The organism is Plantactinospora soyae, assembly GCF_014874095.1.
GTDB lineage: Bacteria > Actinomycetota > Actinomycetes > Mycobacteriales > Micromonosporaceae > Plantactinospora > Plantactinospora soyae.
Map to the genome: position 1 here is coordinate 5,327,690 of NZ_JADBEB010000001.1, position 15,741 is coordinate 5,343,430.

General features: G+C 67.7%; 14 protein-coding genes and 4 pseudogenes. 8 read left to right on the forward strand and 10 right to left on the reverse strand.

Going from position 1 to position 15,741, the window contains the following annotated elements; genetic code table 11:
• Positions 1-146: 146 nt before the first annotated feature.
• The 3 genes and pseudogenes from H4W31_RS43825 to H4W31_RS23690 all read left to right on the forward strand — a co-directional run.
• Positions 147-383: pseudogene (locus H4W31_RS43825) on the forward strand (phosphotransferase); the annotation flags it as partial.
• 125 nt (positions 384-508) lie between these two features.
• Positions 509-934 (forward strand): phosphotransferase, encoded by a 426-nt coding sequence (locus H4W31_RS43830; RefSeq protein WP_318783368.1) that lies wholly within the window; start codon positions 509-511, stop codon positions 932-934.
• A gap of 231 nt (positions 935-1,165) precedes the next feature.
• Entirely contained in the window at positions 1,166-1,507 is a 342-nt protein-coding gene (locus tag H4W31_RS23690) for a hypothetical protein (RefSeq protein WP_192768658.1), read from the forward strand.
• An 81-nt stretch (positions 1,508-1,588) separates the two neighbouring features.
• On the opposite strand, the gene H4W31_RS23695 is transcribed toward H4W31_RS23690, so the two are convergent.
• Positions 1,589-2,422: an SDR family NAD(P)-dependent oxidoreductase gene (locus H4W31_RS23695; RefSeq protein WP_318783369.1), complete on the reverse strand. Its 834-nt coding sequence runs from the start codon at positions 2,420-2,422 to the stop codon at positions 1,589-1,591.
• A 34-nt stretch (positions 2,423-2,456) separates the two neighbouring features.
• Between H4W31_RS23695 and H4W31_RS23700 the strand changes: the two genes are divergently transcribed.
• Entirely contained in the window at positions 2,457-3,017 is a 561-nt protein-coding gene (locus H4W31_RS23700) for a TetR family transcriptional regulator (RefSeq protein ID WP_192768659.1), read from the forward strand.
• Here H4W31_RS23700 and H4W31_RS23705 read toward each other — a convergent pair.
• The 4 genes and pseudogenes from H4W31_RS23705 to H4W31_RS23720 form a co-directional block, all read right to left on the reverse strand.
• Positions 2,981-3,148 (reverse strand): annotated as a pseudogene (locus tag H4W31_RS23705) (methyl-accepting chemotaxis protein); the annotation flags it as partial. The gene H4W31_RS23700 and the pseudogene H4W31_RS23705 sit on opposite strands and share 37 nt — an antisense overlap.
• Positions 3,149-3,299: 151 nt before the next feature.
• Positions 3,300-4,562 carry a site-specific integrase gene (locus H4W31_RS23710; protein WP_192768660.1) on the reverse strand — a complete coding sequence of 421 codons (1,263 nt, stop codon included), beginning with the start codon at positions 4,560-4,562 and terminating at the stop codon, positions 3,300-3,302.
• The gene (locus H4W31_RS23715; protein WP_192768661.1) at positions 4,559-4,897 is read right to left on the reverse strand and encodes a helix-turn-helix domain-containing protein; all 339 of its coding nucleotides are present in this window, start codon (positions 4,895-4,897) and stop codon (positions 4,559-4,561) included. Before H4W31_RS23715 ends, H4W31_RS23710 begins: the two co-directional genes overlap by 4 nt.
• A pseudogene (locus H4W31_RS23720) lies at positions 4,894-5,933 on the reverse strand (tyrosine-type recombinase/integrase). The gene H4W31_RS23715 and the pseudogene H4W31_RS23720 overlap by 4 nt, the downstream one beginning before the upstream one ends.
• Positions 5,934-6,902: 969 nt before the next feature.
• On the opposite strand from H4W31_RS23720, the gene H4W31_RS23725 reads away from it, so the two are divergent.
• Together H4W31_RS23725 and H4W31_RS23730 are read left to right on the forward strand one after the other, a co-directional pair.
• On the forward strand, positions 6,903-7,787 hold the full coding sequence (locus H4W31_RS23725; RefSeq protein WP_192768662.1) for a DUF2268 domain-containing protein: 885 nt from the start codon (positions 6,903-6,905) through the stop codon (positions 7,785-7,787).
• 10 nt (positions 7,788-7,797) lie between these two features.
• The gene (locus H4W31_RS23730; RefSeq protein ID WP_192768663.1) at positions 7,798-8,556 is read left to right on the forward strand and encodes a MerR family transcriptional regulator; all 759 of its coding nucleotides are present in this window, start codon (positions 7,798-7,800) and stop codon (positions 8,554-8,556) included.
• Positions 8,557-9,038: 482 nt separating this feature from the next.
• On the opposite strand, the gene H4W31_RS23735 is transcribed toward H4W31_RS23730, so the two are convergent.
• Positions 9,039-10,142 (reverse strand): bifunctional NAD(P)H-dependent oxidoreductase/GNAT family N-acetyltransferase, encoded by a 1,104-nt coding sequence (locus tag H4W31_RS23735; RefSeq protein ID WP_192768664.1) that lies wholly within the window; start codon positions 10,140-10,142, stop codon positions 9,039-9,041.
• Positions 10,143-10,172: 30 nt separating this feature from the next.
• Here H4W31_RS23735 and H4W31_RS23740 point away from each other — a divergent pair, with 30 nt between their 5' ends.
• A complete protein-coding gene (locus tag H4W31_RS23740) occupies positions 10,173-10,652 on the forward strand; it encodes a MarR family winged helix-turn-helix transcriptional regulator (RefSeq protein ID WP_192768665.1) in 480 nt (159 codons plus the stop codon).
• Positions 10,653-10,959: 307 nt separating this feature from the next.
• Entirely contained in the window at positions 10,960-12,162 is a 1,203-nt protein-coding gene (locus tag H4W31_RS23745) for an IS110 family RNA-guided transposase (RefSeq protein WP_318783272.1), read from the forward strand.
• Positions 12,163-12,866: 704 nt separating this feature from the next.
• Here H4W31_RS23745 and H4W31_RS23750 read toward each other — a convergent pair.
• The 4 genes and pseudogenes from H4W31_RS23750 to H4W31_RS23765 form a co-directional block, all read right to left on the reverse strand.
• A pseudogene (locus H4W31_RS23750) lies at positions 12,867-13,585 on the reverse strand (IS6 family transposase).
• Entirely contained in the window at positions 13,512-13,877 is a 366-nt protein-coding gene (locus tag H4W31_RS23755; RefSeq protein ID WP_192768666.1) for a hypothetical protein, read from the reverse strand. Before H4W31_RS23755 ends, H4W31_RS23750 begins: the two are co-directional and overlap by 74 nt.
• A complete protein-coding gene (locus H4W31_RS23760) occupies positions 13,874-14,557 on the reverse strand; it encodes a hypothetical protein (RefSeq protein WP_318783370.1) in 684 nt (227 codons plus the stop codon). Before H4W31_RS23760 ends, H4W31_RS23755 begins: the two co-directional genes overlap by 4 nt.
• A gap of 283 nt (positions 14,558-14,840) precedes the next feature.
• Positions 14,841-15,640, reverse strand: a protein-coding gene (locus H4W31_RS23765) for an IS5 family transposase (RefSeq protein ID WP_404825729.1) whose coding sequence is annotated in 2 segments (ribosomal slippage) — positions 14,841-15,301 and positions 15,301-15,640 — 801 coding nt in all. Because the reading frame shifts where the segments join, the coding sequence is not laid out codon by codon here.
• Between the last annotated feature and the right edge of the window lie 101 nt (positions 15,641-15,741).

Genomic DNA, 15,741 nt, shown 5'->3' on the forward strand with positions numbered 1-15,741 from the left:
GTCATGAGGCTCAAGTACGGTGATTTCCCGTGATTGAGTCCGAGGTTGAGGTCAGCGAAGATCTGGTCCGCGTCTTGCTGCGGGAGCAGCATCCGGACCTGGCCGACCTGCCCATCCGCGAGGTGGCGGGCGGCTGGGGAAACCAGATGTGGCGCCTCGGAAACGACTTGGCCATCCGGATGCAGCGGATGGACACAAGCCCCGATCTGCAACTCAAGGAGCGCCGCTGGCTGCCACTGCTGGCCTCACGCCTGCCGCTTCCGATCCCGACTCCGGTGCGCAGCGGTACGCCTTCCGAGCACTTCCCCAAAATGTGGACGGTCATGACATGGGTCGAAGGCACACCCCTGGATCACGGGACGATCGTCCGCGGCGACCATGCGGCCGACATGTTGGCGGCCTTCCTGAAAGCGCTGCACGTGGAGGCGCCCGCCGACGCGCCGGGTGCCTCTGACTTCGGCACACACCCCAAGGACTCAGGGGTGGGTTCGAGCACTTCCTGGGGGCCGTGGACCTCGACGGCTTCGGCTTTGCCGGGGACGACATCCGGGCCGTGTGGGACGACGCGGCGGCGACCTCCGAGTGGCCGGGACCACCGGTATGGGTGCACGGTGACTTGCATCCCGCGAACGTCGTTGTCGCCGACGGCACACTGGCGGGCATCGTCGACTTCGGTGCGCTCTTCGCCGGTGATCCGGCGTGGGACCTCGGGGCTGCCTGGCTGCTGTTGCCCGAGGGGGGCGCCTCGCGGTTTTTCGACAGCTACGCTCAGGCGGACGAGGCGACGGTCCGACGGGCGCGCGGGCTGGCCGCCATGAAGAGCCTGTTCTTGATGTTGATGGGCCAGAACGGGGACCGCGGCCTGCCCGGCGGCAAGCCGAACTGGGGGCCAGCGGGCCGGTCGGCACTTGATCGTGTCCTGAAGGGCCTTTGACGTCGGCGTAAACCGACCAGCTCACCCCGGTGGCCGAGACCAGCGATTGTCGCCTTGCCCGCCTGCTCGGCGTTCGGTTGCCGAGGGCGGTCGGACGGGCGTTGGCCTGGGATCTATTCATCAGTTCGGGTCCCACCTCGATCGGGTGGTTTCGATGTTCGCCAGTTTCGGCCCCACCTGAGCTGGTGGGAACATCGGCAGGGTCTGAACGGGAGCCCGCCGATGCCACCGATGCCGAAGGTTGACCTGTTCGCGGCGATCCGCCGGGACTCCCACGCCGGCATGTCGGTGCGGGCGATGGCCAGCAAATACCAGGTGAGCCGTCGCACGGTCCGCGCGGCATTGCAGTCGGCGTGGCCACAGCCGCGCAAGCCGATGCCGCCGCGGACCTCGAAACTGGACGAGTTCAAGCCGATCGTCGATCAAATCCTGCGAGCGGACTTGGACGCGCCCCGCAAGCAGCGACACACGGTGACACGGATCTATGACCGGCTGATCGCCGAGCATTACATGCGCGAGGTGTCGAGATCTCGATCCGGCGGGGGCGTCCCGTGCGCGCTCCGACGGTCGTGATGTCCGCGGTTCGTTGCCAGGCGCTGGAGGCCGGGCTGATGGCGAGCGAACGGCGGATCTGCTCCATCCGGTCGGGGTCGTTCACGCCTGCTCCGTAGGCAGCACGCGTAGGTCGGCCACGGCCACGTGCCGCGGGCGGGTCACGACGAAGCCGACCGACTCGGCGACGTCGCGGGCCTGAAGGGTCTCCATGGCGGCGTACCAGCTCTGGTTCGCCTCTCGTACGCCGTCGCGGATGTGGTCGGTCAGCTCGGTGCTCACCGCCCCCGGCTCGATGGCCGACACCCGGACGTGCTGCTGTCCGAGCTCTTGGCGCAGCGCTTCACTGAAGGCGCTGACCGCGAACTTCGACGCCGAGTAGACCGCCGCACCGCCGATCGCGGATCGTCCGGCCACCGAGCTGATGTTGACGATGTCGGCGACCGCCCGCGGCGACGTCTGCGCGGCTCGCCGCAGATGCGGCAGTGCTGCGTGAGTCATCTCAAGCAAGGCCGAGACGTTGAGGTCGACCGTCCGCCGCCACTCCCGCAGCGGAGCCTCGGCCGCCGGTCCGACCAGCATGATGCCGGCCGAGTTGACCAGCGTGTCGAGACGTCCCATCCGCTCGACGACCCGGCCAACGAGGGCGTCGACGTCTTCTTGGGTGATGTCGGCTGCGAAGACTTCCGCGCTCGCACCCCGCGACCGGATGTCGACCGCGAGCGCGTCGATGCGTTCCGCACGCCGGGCGACGAGAGCCACCGCGGCTCCCTCGTCGGCGAGGAGGCTTGCGGTGGCGTGCCCGATGCCACTACTTGCACCGGTGACGAGAACAACCGTTCCACTGAGACGGCCGACTCCTGGCTGACTCCTGTTAACCATGACACCTCCAAATACGAACTGGTTCGTATCGAACTGTAGCGCTCGTGGCGTCACCGGGCAAACGAACTGGTTCGTATATGATCGTGAGATGGATCGCACAGAGGCCAGCCGACGGCGCCTGCTCGATGCCTCGGCACGGGAGTTCGCTGCCCACGGCATTGCCGGTGCGCGGGTCGACCGCATCTCCCGAGAAGCCCGCGTCAGCAAGAACCAGATGTACGCCTACTACGAGAGCAAGGAGGGCCTCTTCGAGGCCGTACTCGCCGACGTGGTCCGAGGAGTCGTAGACCAGGTCATCCTGACCGCGGAGGACCTTCCGGACTATGCGGTCCGGCTGTACGACGCCTACCTCGAGCGGCCCGATCTGGTGCGCCTGTCCATGTGGGCCCGGCTGGAGTGCACCCCCAGCGGTCCGCTCTTCCCGGCGGATCCGTCGAAGGCAGATGCGGTGATGCGGGCACAGGAAGCAGGCGTCGTCCGAACGGATATTCCCGCTGCAGACATCCACGCTCTCGTGATCGCTCTCGCGCTCACGTGGTCGCCCGCAAGCCTCATCCACGCCGCCACCGCAGAGGAGCCGACAGCAGAGCACGACCGGCGACGGGCGAGTCTGGCCGCCGCCGTACATGGAGCTTTCGTCATCACGTGACGGTTGCCGGTGATGTCCCCGGTGGCCTGGGCGGTTTCCTGGGCGAGGTCTTTCACCTCGCTGGCAACCACGGCGAAGTCCATGCCGGCGTCACCGGCGCGGTCGGCTTCGATGGTGGCGTTCAACGCGCAGGTGGGGGGTCGGGGACCAATCGGCCGGATCCGGAGGTAAGCCGGTAGCGGCTGACCGGTGTGGTGTCCGGTAACGATCGTTCGTGTGTCACATTCGCCCGGACGCGACAACCAAGGAACAGGCAGTGGTTGACGCAGGATCGCGTGTTTCTTATGCGCGATTTCGTGCGCGTGGACTCCGTGGTGGTAACGGTGAGTGGTTCCCGCTGGCGTAGTGGCTCCAGGTCATGCCGGCGTTGACGGCCTGTCTGGCGGCGGTCGTGTGGTGGATGCCGAGGGCGTCGGCGATGACGGGGGCGGGGACCTGGGCGACGAGCTGGCGGAGCGCGGAGACGCGGGCCTGGTTGAGCGGGAAGCTGAGCATGCGCAGGTTGCGGTGCAGTGTTTGGTAGGTGATGGGCTGGCCCGGGTGGCGTCCGGGGAACAGCCAGCCCTCGGCTGGTGCGGCTGCGGCGAGGTCGCGGAGCAGGCTGGCGATCGGTTCGGGGATGGGTGTGGGCGGGTCGCCGAACCGGATCGTCGGGGCGTTGCCGGATAGTTCGAGATCGTTGTTGTGGAGTCGGTGGATGCGGCTGATCGGCTGGCCGTAGAGCAGCATGAGGCAGGCGGCGGCCCGTTCGCGTAGGGGTGCCTGGTTGGTGAGGTAGTGCCGGAGCAGGGCGAGTCGCTGTTGTTGGGTGATGGCGGCGCCGATAGTGAACTTGACTGGCGTGAGTACCAGGTGGCGTGGCATGGCCGAGGTGTGGGTGGCCCAGATGAAGAAGCCGCGGATGGTGTGGCGGTGGCCGGCGCCGGCCGTGACGGCCCAGGTGTCGAGGTCGGTTTGACTGACGGCGTCCGGGGCGATGCCGCGTGTGTGGAGCCAGTCGAGGAAGGCGTGCGCGGTGTTGAACTGGTTCACCATGTAGGTGGTGGCGGTGGCGCGTAGCGGCCGGGCGGTGGCGTCGGCGCGTAGCCGTGGGAGTTGGTGCCAGAGGGCGAAGCGACGTAGCAGCCGCTCGTGCGGATGGTCGGTGAGCCGGTCGAGACGGCGGTGTAGCCATGACTCGAACCTGAGCAGGTGTCCGTCGACTGGGGGTAGCAGGCCGCAGGCGACGAGGTGGTGTTGCAGGTGGCGGGCGGGGATCGGGCGTGGCCAGGCGCGTAGGGCGTCGTGGGTGAGGTCGAGGCTTCCGTTGGCCAGCGCGGTCAGCAGTTCGGCGGGGCCGCATCGGGACAGCCAGTGCAGCAGCTTCTCCGGGTCGGGGTCGGCGCGCAGGTGATCCGCCAGCGCGGCCAGGTGCGAAGCGGGGGCCTCGGTGCCGTTGTGGAGAAGTCGGGCCAGCCGGCGGTTGAGCTGGCACGGCATGCAGACGGGGCGCCGGCCGCGACGTCCTTTGGGGATCGTGCCGCAGTCGGCGCAGTCGCTGGTCATGGCGCCGGCCGTAGGGTCGCCCGTCGTGGCCGGATCGCGTCCGGGTGGCCGGGGCTCGTGCTGCTGTCGCTGGCGGCGGCGAGTCGGCGCGGTGCGAGGTTCTGCGCGCTGGTCACGATGAGGTCGGCGGGGGTGGTGTCGAAGATGTCGCAGAGCGCGGCCAGCACGGGCAGGGACAGCCGTTCGGGTGTGCCGGATACCAGTCGGTGCACCTGGGATGCGGACAGGGTGATACCACGTTCGGCGAGCAGTGGCACCAGTTCGGTGGTGTTGAACATGTTGTGGTCGGCCATCACGTTGCGCAGCCGCCACGTGTAGCTGACCTGGCGTTTCATGAGATCCCTCCGGTGGGTTGCAGGGCGTGGTGCAGCGTCTGGTCCAAGGCTCGGCGCAGGGTGCGGGTGCGGAAGTCGGAGGAGACGCAGGTGTAGATGGCGGTGGTGGAGGAGTGTTCGTGGCCGACCTGTTGTTGCACGAACAGCGGGTCCCAGCCGTCTTCGATCAGGTGGGTGACGTAGGAGCGGCGCAGCGAGTGGAAGTCCAGGCCCGGCCCCAGCCCGAGCGCGTCCCGGTAGGTCGACAGCCGGCTGTTGATCTGCTGCAAGCCGATGCGGTCGGCACGTTCGGACGGCCACAGCGCCGGGTTGCCGTCGATAGCGAGTAACGGGCGGACCTCGGCTGTCCACTGGTCGAGCATCTCGGCGGTCCACGGCCAGACGGTCAGCACGCTGCGCCGCTTCGGTGGCGACCCCTTCCTCGCCTTGCCGTGGCGTACGTGGCAGACGCCGAACTCGCCGAACTCTGCGCGTACGGGTTGGTGCCGAAGTCGGCCACGTCCAGCATCCGGGTCTCGGTACGACGCAGCCCGTAGCCGTAGGCGACCTTCAGCAGCGTCGCGTCCCGAAACGCCGGCAACCAACCCTTACGGCCCGCGCCACGGATGCGGGTGACCTGCTCATCGGCGTAGTCGAACAGCGCCTGCAACTCGACCACCGTGAACGCCCGCTTCGCCGGGTCGCCCTCGCCCTCCTGCACATGGACTGCGGTGTTCCACTCGTGGCAGACCTGCACCGGGTGCGAGCCGAACCGCTGCTGGCACTCGGTCGCCCAGTCGTAGGCCGGATCGGTCAGGTAGTCGCAGAACAGCCGGACAGCCTCCTGGTAACCCCGCAGCGTCGACCGGCGCAGCCCGCGCACCGACCGCAGATCCATGCTCCACTCGTCGACCATCTGCGGAAGCCACTGCCACGGGTAGCCACCGGCATGATCGGCGAACGCCCGGACCACCCGCAGCCGCGCCGCGATCGTCAACATCGACAGGTTCCGGGCGACCTGCTGATCGCGCCACCCGCCGAGCATCGCGGTGAACACGCTCTCCTCGGGCCGTAGCAAGGCCACCCCGGAGACCAGGTGGAGGCTCGCGGCACCCTTGACAGTCACGCTGAGTGCAACGCACGAGCCTCGCATCAGATGCGCGATTCCCGCATCCAATGCCGTCGCACCACAAACCCGCAGTTCAGAGCATTGCCGGACTGAAGATCACCGATCGGTCGCTTCGGTGCCGGCACGTCACCCGATCACCTACGCGACCGTTACCGTTTCAACGAACCTCCAATCCAGGGCGTGCAAACTGTCGCGTCCGTTCCGACTTTGCGGATGATCAAGGCGTTGACCGGTGGCCCGTAAGGTAGATCCGGACGACAGCGTGCGCGAGTGTCCGGATTGACTTTGCGGTTTCCGGGCGGCGACGCATCGCCCGGTGGGCCTCCGGGGAGGATCGGACCGGATTTTGGCGCTAAAGAGACGATCTTGACGGCGATTCGGTGGCGACGGCTGGTTGCCCTAGTTGAAGGCCCTAGCGTGCCTGCTCATGCCTCAGATGAGACGTACGGAGAGGCAGGGGCCGTAGTGTGCCGATGGCCACGCCTGTCTCCTGAATCCCGGTCCATCGGTCCGGGCCGCCCGGGGCGGCGGCGTTCAGGACCCCCACTCGGGTCGGCGTCACCACGGGCAAAGTAGCTCCGTGTGACGGGTTAGGTTGGCGATCGCCGGTCATCGCGGTCGCGGTGCTGTGTCTGTCGGGTTGCGCCGACATGCCTTCGAGGAGGCTATCTGGCGCAGTTGGCGACGGCGGGGGCGCAGCGGTGGAGGCGGTTCACCGTGGGCTGCGAGACTGAGGAGCTGCGCACACCGGAAGAGCGGCTGACCAAATTGCGTGAGTCCATCGCAGCGGCAAACCGCCGGTCATGACGGGACTGGGTGACGGCATGCCGGCCGTACCTCGACGAAGAACGCCGCTGGTTTGACCTTGACGCTGCGTCAACTTCTAGCATCGGGGCCATGTCCATCACTGTTCTTGACACCTACGCCGCCATGAGGCGGATCCTGCTGGCCCCGGTCGCGGACCGCGTCGACCTGCTGCGTTCGATGCTGGAGGCCAACAGGGACATGTACCGCTACAACCCCGGCGAGGTCGACCTGGTGGCCGTGCACCTCCAATCGTCCGGGTTCCCCATCGACCGCGACGAGGAGCGTTGCCTCGACGCGCTCGAAACCCTGGCGGCGGCCGGGGCCTGGGAGCGGATGCAACGCGGGCTCGACGACGCTCTCGCCGTACTGCTGGAGGCGACGCCGGGGCTGGAGGCCCCGGACATCACCGTGCTGTTCGTCCTCGGCGATCCGGGTGACGAGCACTTCATGGGTCCCTGCCTAGGACTGACCGGGTTCGGCGGCATCTCGGGCCACATCGCCATCACGTTCTGGCCCTTCCCCGAGAACGTGGAGCGGCTGGAGGCCACCGCTGTGCACGAACTCAACCACAACCTGCGATGGAGCCCGGGCGGGGTCGTGTGGGACCCGATGACCGTCACGGTCGGCGAGCACATCGTCGGCGAGGGCCTGGCCGACGCCTTCGCCCGACAGCTCTACGGCGACGAGCTCGGCCCCACCCGCATCGGCGTGCCGCACCTGCACGACGACGAGGTCTTCGCCAAGGTGCTCACCGGGCTCGACGTGACAGGCATGCAGAACTTCACTGCCTGGGTGCACGGCGACCCCGGCGCCGAGCGCTTCGGCGTCGCCCCGGTGGGACTGCCGATGGGGGCCGGGTACGCCGCGGGCAACCGGCTGGTCGACACCTACCTGGCGGCGACCGGGCAGACGGCGGCGCAGGCCCTGCACGCCGACAGCTCGGAGATCATCGCAACCACGCTCCGCCGCGGGTAACACTGGAACGATGGAGTGGACGATCCAGGAACTCGCGGCGAGGGCCGGCATCACCAGCCGTGCCCTGCGGCACTACGACCGCGTCGGGATCCTGGCCCCGTCCCGGGTCGGCGCGAACGGGTACCGCTACTACAACCCCACCGCGGTCGCCCGGCTACTGCGGATCCTGCTCATGCGCCAGCTCGGCATGGGCTTGCCAGCCATCGCCGAGGTCCTGGCCGAGGAGGTGGACACGTACGACGGGCTCCGTGCCCACATCGCCGCTCTGGAAGAGGAACGGGACCGCATCGAACGGCAGATCCGGTCTGTGCGTCACACGCTCGAGGCCGTGCAGGCGGGGGCGGAACCGCGGATGGACGTTATGTTGGCGGGGTTCAACGACCGCTACAAGGACGAGGTGATCTCACGCTGGGGCGAGCGCGCGTTCCAAGTGAGCAACGACTGGTGGCACGGCAAGACCCTTGACCAGCAGCGGGCCTGGAAGCAGGTCACCGAAGACCTCGTCGCCGCATGGGTCGCCGCAGTGAAGTCCGGGGTTTCTCCGACATCGGAACACGCTCGGTCACTGGCTGCCCGGCACGTCCAATGGCTGAGCCAGATCCCGGGTACCCCCACGGCCGAGGGCGACCGGGAGCGCTCGATCGAGATGGTGAAAGGCCTGGGGGACATGTACGTCGACGACCCCCGCTTCGCCGGCATGTACGACGACGCGGCGGGGGCGATGTTCGTCCGCGACGCACTGCAAGCGTACGCGCGGACCCAGATGTAGCTCGTGTGGTTCGCAGAAATGCGCCCGTCGATCGCGGTCCCGGCCGGGCCAGGGCGGCGGGTCCGGCACGCGAGGCCAGCATCTTCGATGCCGCCCTACACCGACCCCGCAAAGTAGATCCGGACTCCGCAAGATCACCCGCAGAACTAGTCCGGACACCGCAAGGTTCACGCGGACCTGACAGCCAAACCAGCGCGTAATCGCATCTGATCGAACAGGCGGCGGTTGCAGCAAGATATGCCGATTGGCGGCCAATTGCGCTCGACCGGGCGCGGTCGAGCGAGGCGAGCGGGCCGGCGTGTTGTCCGGCCCAACGGTGAAGCCCGTGCCTGCTTGCCGTTCCTGGGTGTTCCGTGGTGGTGCAGCGGCTCGCGTTGGCAGCCGTCAGCCGTGGGAGGTGCCATCGTCAGCAGACACGGCCGCTTCGTCTGACTACGTTCGGTCACCCGCACGGTGGAGGGATGTGCGCGGGTCGCGGCAGATCAGTGCGCCGCCCGCATCGTGGCAGCGTCAAACCGGTCGGCGGAAGCGTCCTTGGTGAGGAGCGCGGTTCCGTCTGTGCTGGTCGATGGCACGAGCTCGTATCCCTCGCTTTGGTAAAGGTTGATGTTCCGCTGGCTATTGGAGCCTGTGAACAGGATGATGCGGCGGATGTCCGGGTCGGCGGCGGCTTCGGCGGTGCGCAGGAGCCACCGGCCGAGCCCGTGACCGCGTAGGTCCGGTACGACGGCGAGGCGGCCCACGTGCCAGTCGGTGCCTGCGCGGCGGGTACGCACCATGCCCAGGAGTCGACCGTCTAGCCAGACGCCGGTGGTGTGCTGGTCCGCCAGCCACTCGCGGACCTGCTCCAGCGACTCGTGCAGGGCAGGAATGGCCAGGGTGTCGTTGACGACGGCTTCCTCTACCCAGCAGCATCGCTGCAGCACGGTGACCTCGGGCGCGTCGTCGGGGGTCAGCCGCCGCGCATACGACCCGGGCACGGGGCCGGCGACCGTCCCGGCTCCTGCCCGTTCGCGCATCGGCCGGAGGGCGTGGGAGACCCGGACCAGTTCGTCCAGGAGACCGAGGCCCGCCGCGTCGCGGGCGGCGTCGGGGCGCAGCCGTCCGTCGTCCACCGCGTCACTGATGCGGATCGCGACCGTGGCGCCCAACGGGACCAGTCGCAGCGTGGTCACCACCTGCTTGGCGTGCTGGACCGACCGCGTGCCGGCCGACGTGTTGCCGTAGCTGACGAAGCCGATCGGCTTCCACGCCCACTCGCGGCCGAGGTAGTCCAGCGCGTTCTTCAGGGTCGCCGGCATCCCGTAGTTGTACTCCGGTGTCACCACGATGAAACCGTCCGCCGTGTCCACGATCGAACTCCACCGACGGGTGTGCTCCTGCCGGTAGATGCCCGACGACGGATGTTCCTCCTCGTCGAGGAACGGCAGATCCAGGTCGGCGAGGACCACCGGCACCAACTCGACGCCAAGCTCGGCGGCGCAGGGCGTGATCGCGTCGATCAACCACTGCCCGATCACGGGGCCGAGGGCCCCTGGGCGGGTGCTGCAGACCAGGACGAGGAGGCGGAGCGGTTTCGTTGACATGGAAACGAAATATAGGGGTAGATTGTTTACATGTCAACGAGACCCGAGGCAGCGCCGGTGCACTGGTTGAACCCGGACGAGGAGCGGGCGTGGCGCGCGTTTCTGCGGGTGATGGTCACCGTCCAGGCCGGCACCTCGGGTGACCTGGCGGCGGTCGGACTCTCGGAGCCCGACTACGAGGTGCTGAGCACCCTGTCGGAAAGGCCCGGCCACACCAGCACCCTGCACGCGCAGGCCGACAAGATGGGCTGGTCCCGCAGCCGGCTGTCCCGGCACGCCACCCGGATGGAGGAGCGCGGCCTCCTCCGGCGCACTGCCGACCCGGCCGACGGCCGAGGCTGCCTCCTCGTGCTTACCGAAGAGGGCCTGGACGCCCTCACCACCGCCGCACCCGCCCACGTCGAGTCGGTACGACGCCATTTCATCGACCGGCTCACGCCAGACGACCTCACCGCCATCGAACAGATCGCCCGGCGCCTGGAGGCCCCCCAAGCCGACAACGGCCGGTAGGCACACCCGGCGGGCACCGCCATCCGCTGGACAGCCCGGAACAGGGCTTCATACGGTGCCGGCTGAGACCCTTACATTCGTCGGCGACGGCGCACTCACATCGGCTGCTTGTTTCATTGCGGTAGGACCGTAGCCCGGCCAGGCTTTGGTCCAGGTGCACGGGCTGTCGCTCTCACATCGGCTGCCCACGCTGGTCGTGTGGCTCTCATTTGGCCTGCGCAGTCCCGGGCGCCGCCAGGGCGGGGAGAGGCTCGAGAGGGGTTTGCGTAGCTCGAAGCAGCGTTGCCCTCCCGGCTCGACAACTCAGGTGGATCGAGCATCGGAGGACGCGTTGAAGGTCACGTCGGATCGTGTGGTCATCGGTATGGACCCGCACAAGCGCTCTGCCACGATCGAGGTCATGGCCGGCGACGAGACCATCGTCGGCGGCGGCCGGTTCGACACCGGTCGGGACGGCTACGCGGCGATGAGACAGTACACCGGCCAGTGGCCGGTCCGGGTGTGGGCGATTGAGGGTTGCCAGGGCATCGGCCGGCACATCGCCAACCGGTTGTTGGCCGACGGTGAGCAGGTCGTCGACGTCCCGCCGAAGCTGTCCGCCAGGGCGCGGGTGTTCGCGACCGGCCAGGGTCGCAAGACCGACGCCACCGACGCCCACTCCATCGCGCTGGTCGGCACCCGGATGGCCGGATTGCGTCCGGTCGTCAACGATGAGCAGCTCGCCTTGCTTCGGATTCTGGTCGACCGTCGTCGGTCGCTTGGTGAGGACCACACCCGGATGGTGTCCCAGCTGCACCAACTGTTGCTGGAGCTCATACCGGGCGGCGCGAAGAAGAGCCTGTCCGCCGCCCAGGCCAAGGCACTGCTGGCCACGGTCCGGCCCCGTGACGTCGTCGGCAAGACCCGGCGCCGGGTCGCCGCGGAACTGATCGGTGACCTCGAACGCGTCTACCGCCGCACGAAGGAAGCCGACAAGGAACTGAAAGAGCTCGTGGCTTCCACCGGGACCACGCTGATGGACCTGCACGGCATCGGACCCTCCGGCGCCGCCCGACTGCTGGTCGAGGTCGGCGAGGTCACCCGGTTCCCGAACCGGGCCCACTTCGCCTCCTGGAACGGCACCGCCCCCATCGACGCCTCCTCCGGCGAACAAGTCCGCCACCGGCTCTCCCGCGCCGGGAACCGGCAGATCAACCGAGTCCTGCACATCATGGCCACCGTCCAACTACGCAACCCCACCGAGGGCCGCGCCTACTTCGACCGGAAGAAGACCGCCGGGAAGACGTCGATGGAAGCGATGCGGGCGCTGAAACGACGCCTGTCCGACATCGTCTACCGGCAGATGATCGACGACGCCACGGCCGGCCAGGTGACGGGCCCGGGAGGACAACGAGGAACGACTACTGACTCCAGCGTGACCAGCTCACATCCCCATGCCGGCTCTTCGGAGAAGTCACTTCCCGGACCCGCCGCCACCCAGCTTAGAACCCCGCTCCCGACGATGGCTTGACACAGAGGGGAGCCAGTTTCGGACATCGATCGCCGCGGAGGCCGACCGCGGAGCGTGACGGCTCCGGGTTCGGGGCGCGCACGGATGGCGGCATGAGTAGCCCTGTGTCAAGTGGCGGAGGCGAGAACAGCCTGCAGGGCTCGGTGGCGGGTGGGGTCGTAGGGTACGCCGTCTTGCCAGCAGCGCCGGATCACGTGCAGCCAGGCGCGGGCGAGGATTCGCGTGGCGTGGGGGTGGTCGTGGCCCCGAGTTCGGGCTCGTCGGTAGAGGTCAGCGGCCCAGGGGTTGGCGTGGTGGGAATCGCCGGCGAAGTCGATGACCGCTCCACGGAGCTGTTTGTCTACGGCCCAGCGGAAGCCGACGATCTTCACCTTCCCGGACTGCCTGGTCGAGGGCGCGGCCCCGGTCGCAGGTGAGCGCCTCCGGCGTCGGGAATCGGCCGCGCGCGTCACCGATCTCAGCCAGAAGCCGGGGCGCTCGCACGACCCCTGCCCGGGGCAGGGACGTGAACACCGCCGCGTCGGGATGCTGCAGCAACTGGATCTCGATCTGCTCTTCCGACGCGTCGATCTGCTCCCGCAGAGCAGTAAGTCCGGCCACCAACGCAGCGGTGACGTGCGCCCGGGCGGTGGCTTGAGGACCGGTGGGGGTCCGTTGCGTTATCTGAGCGGGAGACGCGTGGGGCCGGGGTTGGGTCTCCGTGGTCAGATCGCGCGGGCCAGTTCGGTAAACGCGGCGGCGACCCTCTTCGCCGACGGGGCATCGAGGGCGAGTTCGTAGTGGCCGCGCCGTAAGTTCTGCATGAAGGCGTGTCCGGCGATGATCACTTGCGCGGTGATATCGGTCTGTAACCCGCGCATCGGCCGTAACCGGTGCTTGAGTTGGCCGTGATCTGCCTCGATCCGATTGTTGGCGTGCCGTTCGACGTGGTGCCGGGCCGAGGGCACGAGGTCATCGAGTACCGCCGGGTAGACCGGGGCGGCGTCGGTGACGACCTCGGTCGGTGTCACCTTCAGCACCCGTAGCGCCCGCTGGAAGAACCGCCGGCCGTAGCGGCATCACGGCGAGCGGAGAGCAACACGTCGATCACCTGGCCGTGCTGGTCAACAGCCCGATAGACGTACCGCCACACGCCGTTGACCCTGACGTACGTCTCGTCGACGAACCACCGGTCACCAGGGCAGTGGCGGGCAAATCGGGCGGCGTCAGCCAGCAGCGGGGTGAACCGTTGCACCCACCGGAACACGGTGACGTGGTCGACCTCGACACCACGCTCGACCAGGAGTTCCTCCACTTCCCGATATGAAAGGTTGTAGCGCAGGTACCAGCGGACCGCGACGACGATCACCTCAGCCGGAAACCTGAATCCCCTGAAGGCTGACTTCGGCGGCGACCACCGGCGACGACGACTCGACAACTTCATCGGTCAAGCCTTCCTCGGCCCAGGACCACCGGCAACGCAACAGCACCTTCGCCACCAACACCGTGAGGCTGTTGCCGAGCTCCAGGGTGGTGTCGAACGGGCCTTTGGGGGTGACCGTGCGATCACCGGCAATCCTCAGGCGACTCACGCGTAGCGGACGTGGAAGGGCTGCCGCGCTAGCAAGAGGAAGGCCGTGCTGTTGGAACGTGGTCAGCACGAGTTGGCGGCTGACGCCCGCTTCGAGCGCGATGCGGGCGGGCAGGTCGTCTTGCTTGCCGTCGTTACCCATCACGACCCCGCCCCATCGACAGTCTCAGCTTGGAGTTCGGCTAAGCGCCCTCGGGTCTGTTGCGCGATGCTGCCGATCCGGCTGCCGATTGGCGTGTTTCGGTACTCATCGTGGAGGTACTGCCGCGCCTTCAACTGCGTACCGCCATGTCCCTCGGTGAGAGTGGCCACCAGGTTCACACGGTCGACGTAGTAGCTGAAGACCGGTTCGGTGACCAGAATCTTGTCGACGGCCTCCCGGCCGCGTGCGGTCAGGAAATAGTCGTGCTGCTGGACACGGCCGGGTGTTCCGCGTTTGCGTCGGATGACAAGGCCGGCGCTGCGCAGCACGGCCAGCGCATCATCGAGCGGCTCGTACGCACCGAAGAGGTATCGCAGCATCGGGTACCGACGGACCTCTGGCTCATCGGAGGCCAGGATCTTCTCTGCCAGCTCCAGGAGGTACGGCTCTCGACTGGTCTCGTAGTCCTTGAGCAACGTCGCGGCCAGATAGTCCGGATTGCGCACCCAAAAGTCAACTTTTTGCAGCTTTACCTGTGTCTCTACGACGCCTACCGCGTCGGCGAGAGCTGGGTCGGGGGACGGCGGCTCCGGCATGGGTAAGGCACTCGCCGCGATGATCAGCAGGATTCGGACGGCATCCTGCTCACGACTCGTAGATGCCGCCACTTCGACCTCAACCACGCCCGCAGTGTATGTAGATCCGCTACAGGCGGCTACAGGCCGCGAGGTCACTCTTGCGGTACGTAGCGCCAGACGAGTTCGCCACTATCTGGCTCGAACCCCCTCCATGCGGATCACCGGTCATGGTCGTCCGGCCGAGCCCGCCGCAGGCCACCAAAGTCGACCTTTTCGCGCCCGAGCTGCCAACGGCCTCGCTTGACCTCGTGAAACGCGCCATGGCCGTACAGAAGGTTAGCCAGCTCGGCCATCGCGGGACGAGTCCTGGCCCACTTAAGGGCGTGTCTCATTTGGTGAGGCGGCGGTAGCAGATCAGGGTGCTGGCGATAGTGGCGAAGGCTTCGTAGTGGTCGCCTTTGCGGTCATAGCGGCGGACCAGACGCCGGTAGCGCATCAGCCAGGACAGGCACGATTCGACGACCCAGCGATGGCGACCCAGGCGTTTGGAGGACTCGATGCCCTTGCGGGCGATCCTGACCCCGATCCCTCGCCGCCGGACCTCGGCGCGCAGGTCACGGGTGTCGTAGGCCTTGTCCGCGTGCAACTTGTCCGGCCGCCACCGGCGGCGCCCGCTCGGTGTGCGGATCGCCGGTACGCAGTCGAGCATGGGAAGGAGTAGTTGGCTGTCGTGGGTGTTGGCCGCGGTGACCATGACGGCCAGGGGCAGTCCGGCACGGTCACAGATGACATGGATCTTGCTGCCCGGTTTGCCACGGTCGACCGGATTTGGGCCGGTCAGATCGCCCCCTTTTCCGCCCGCACGCTGATCGAGTCGACCACCGCCCGCGACCAGTCGATCCGGCGGTCACTGCCGAGCCGGTCCAGGGTCGCCTCGTGTAGCCGAAGCCAGAACCCGGCCGCGGTCCACTGGCTGAACCGTCGGTGGGCGGTGGCCCGGGTGACCCCGAACAACGCCTCTGGCAGCTTCCACCAGGAACAACCCGCCTGCGTCACGTACACGATCGCCGCCAGCACCGCCCGGTCATCCACCCGCCGCCGACCACCACCTTGCCGCCGAACCGGCGCGGGCGGAATCAACGGCTCCGCGATCTCCCACAGATCGTCCGGCGCCCAGGTACGGATCATCACCTCGTACACGGACACAGATCATGCCCCAGGCAGGCGACCACCCAAACGAGACACGCCCTTAGTACTGCAACGGCAGTTGTCAGGGGTAGCCGTGTTGT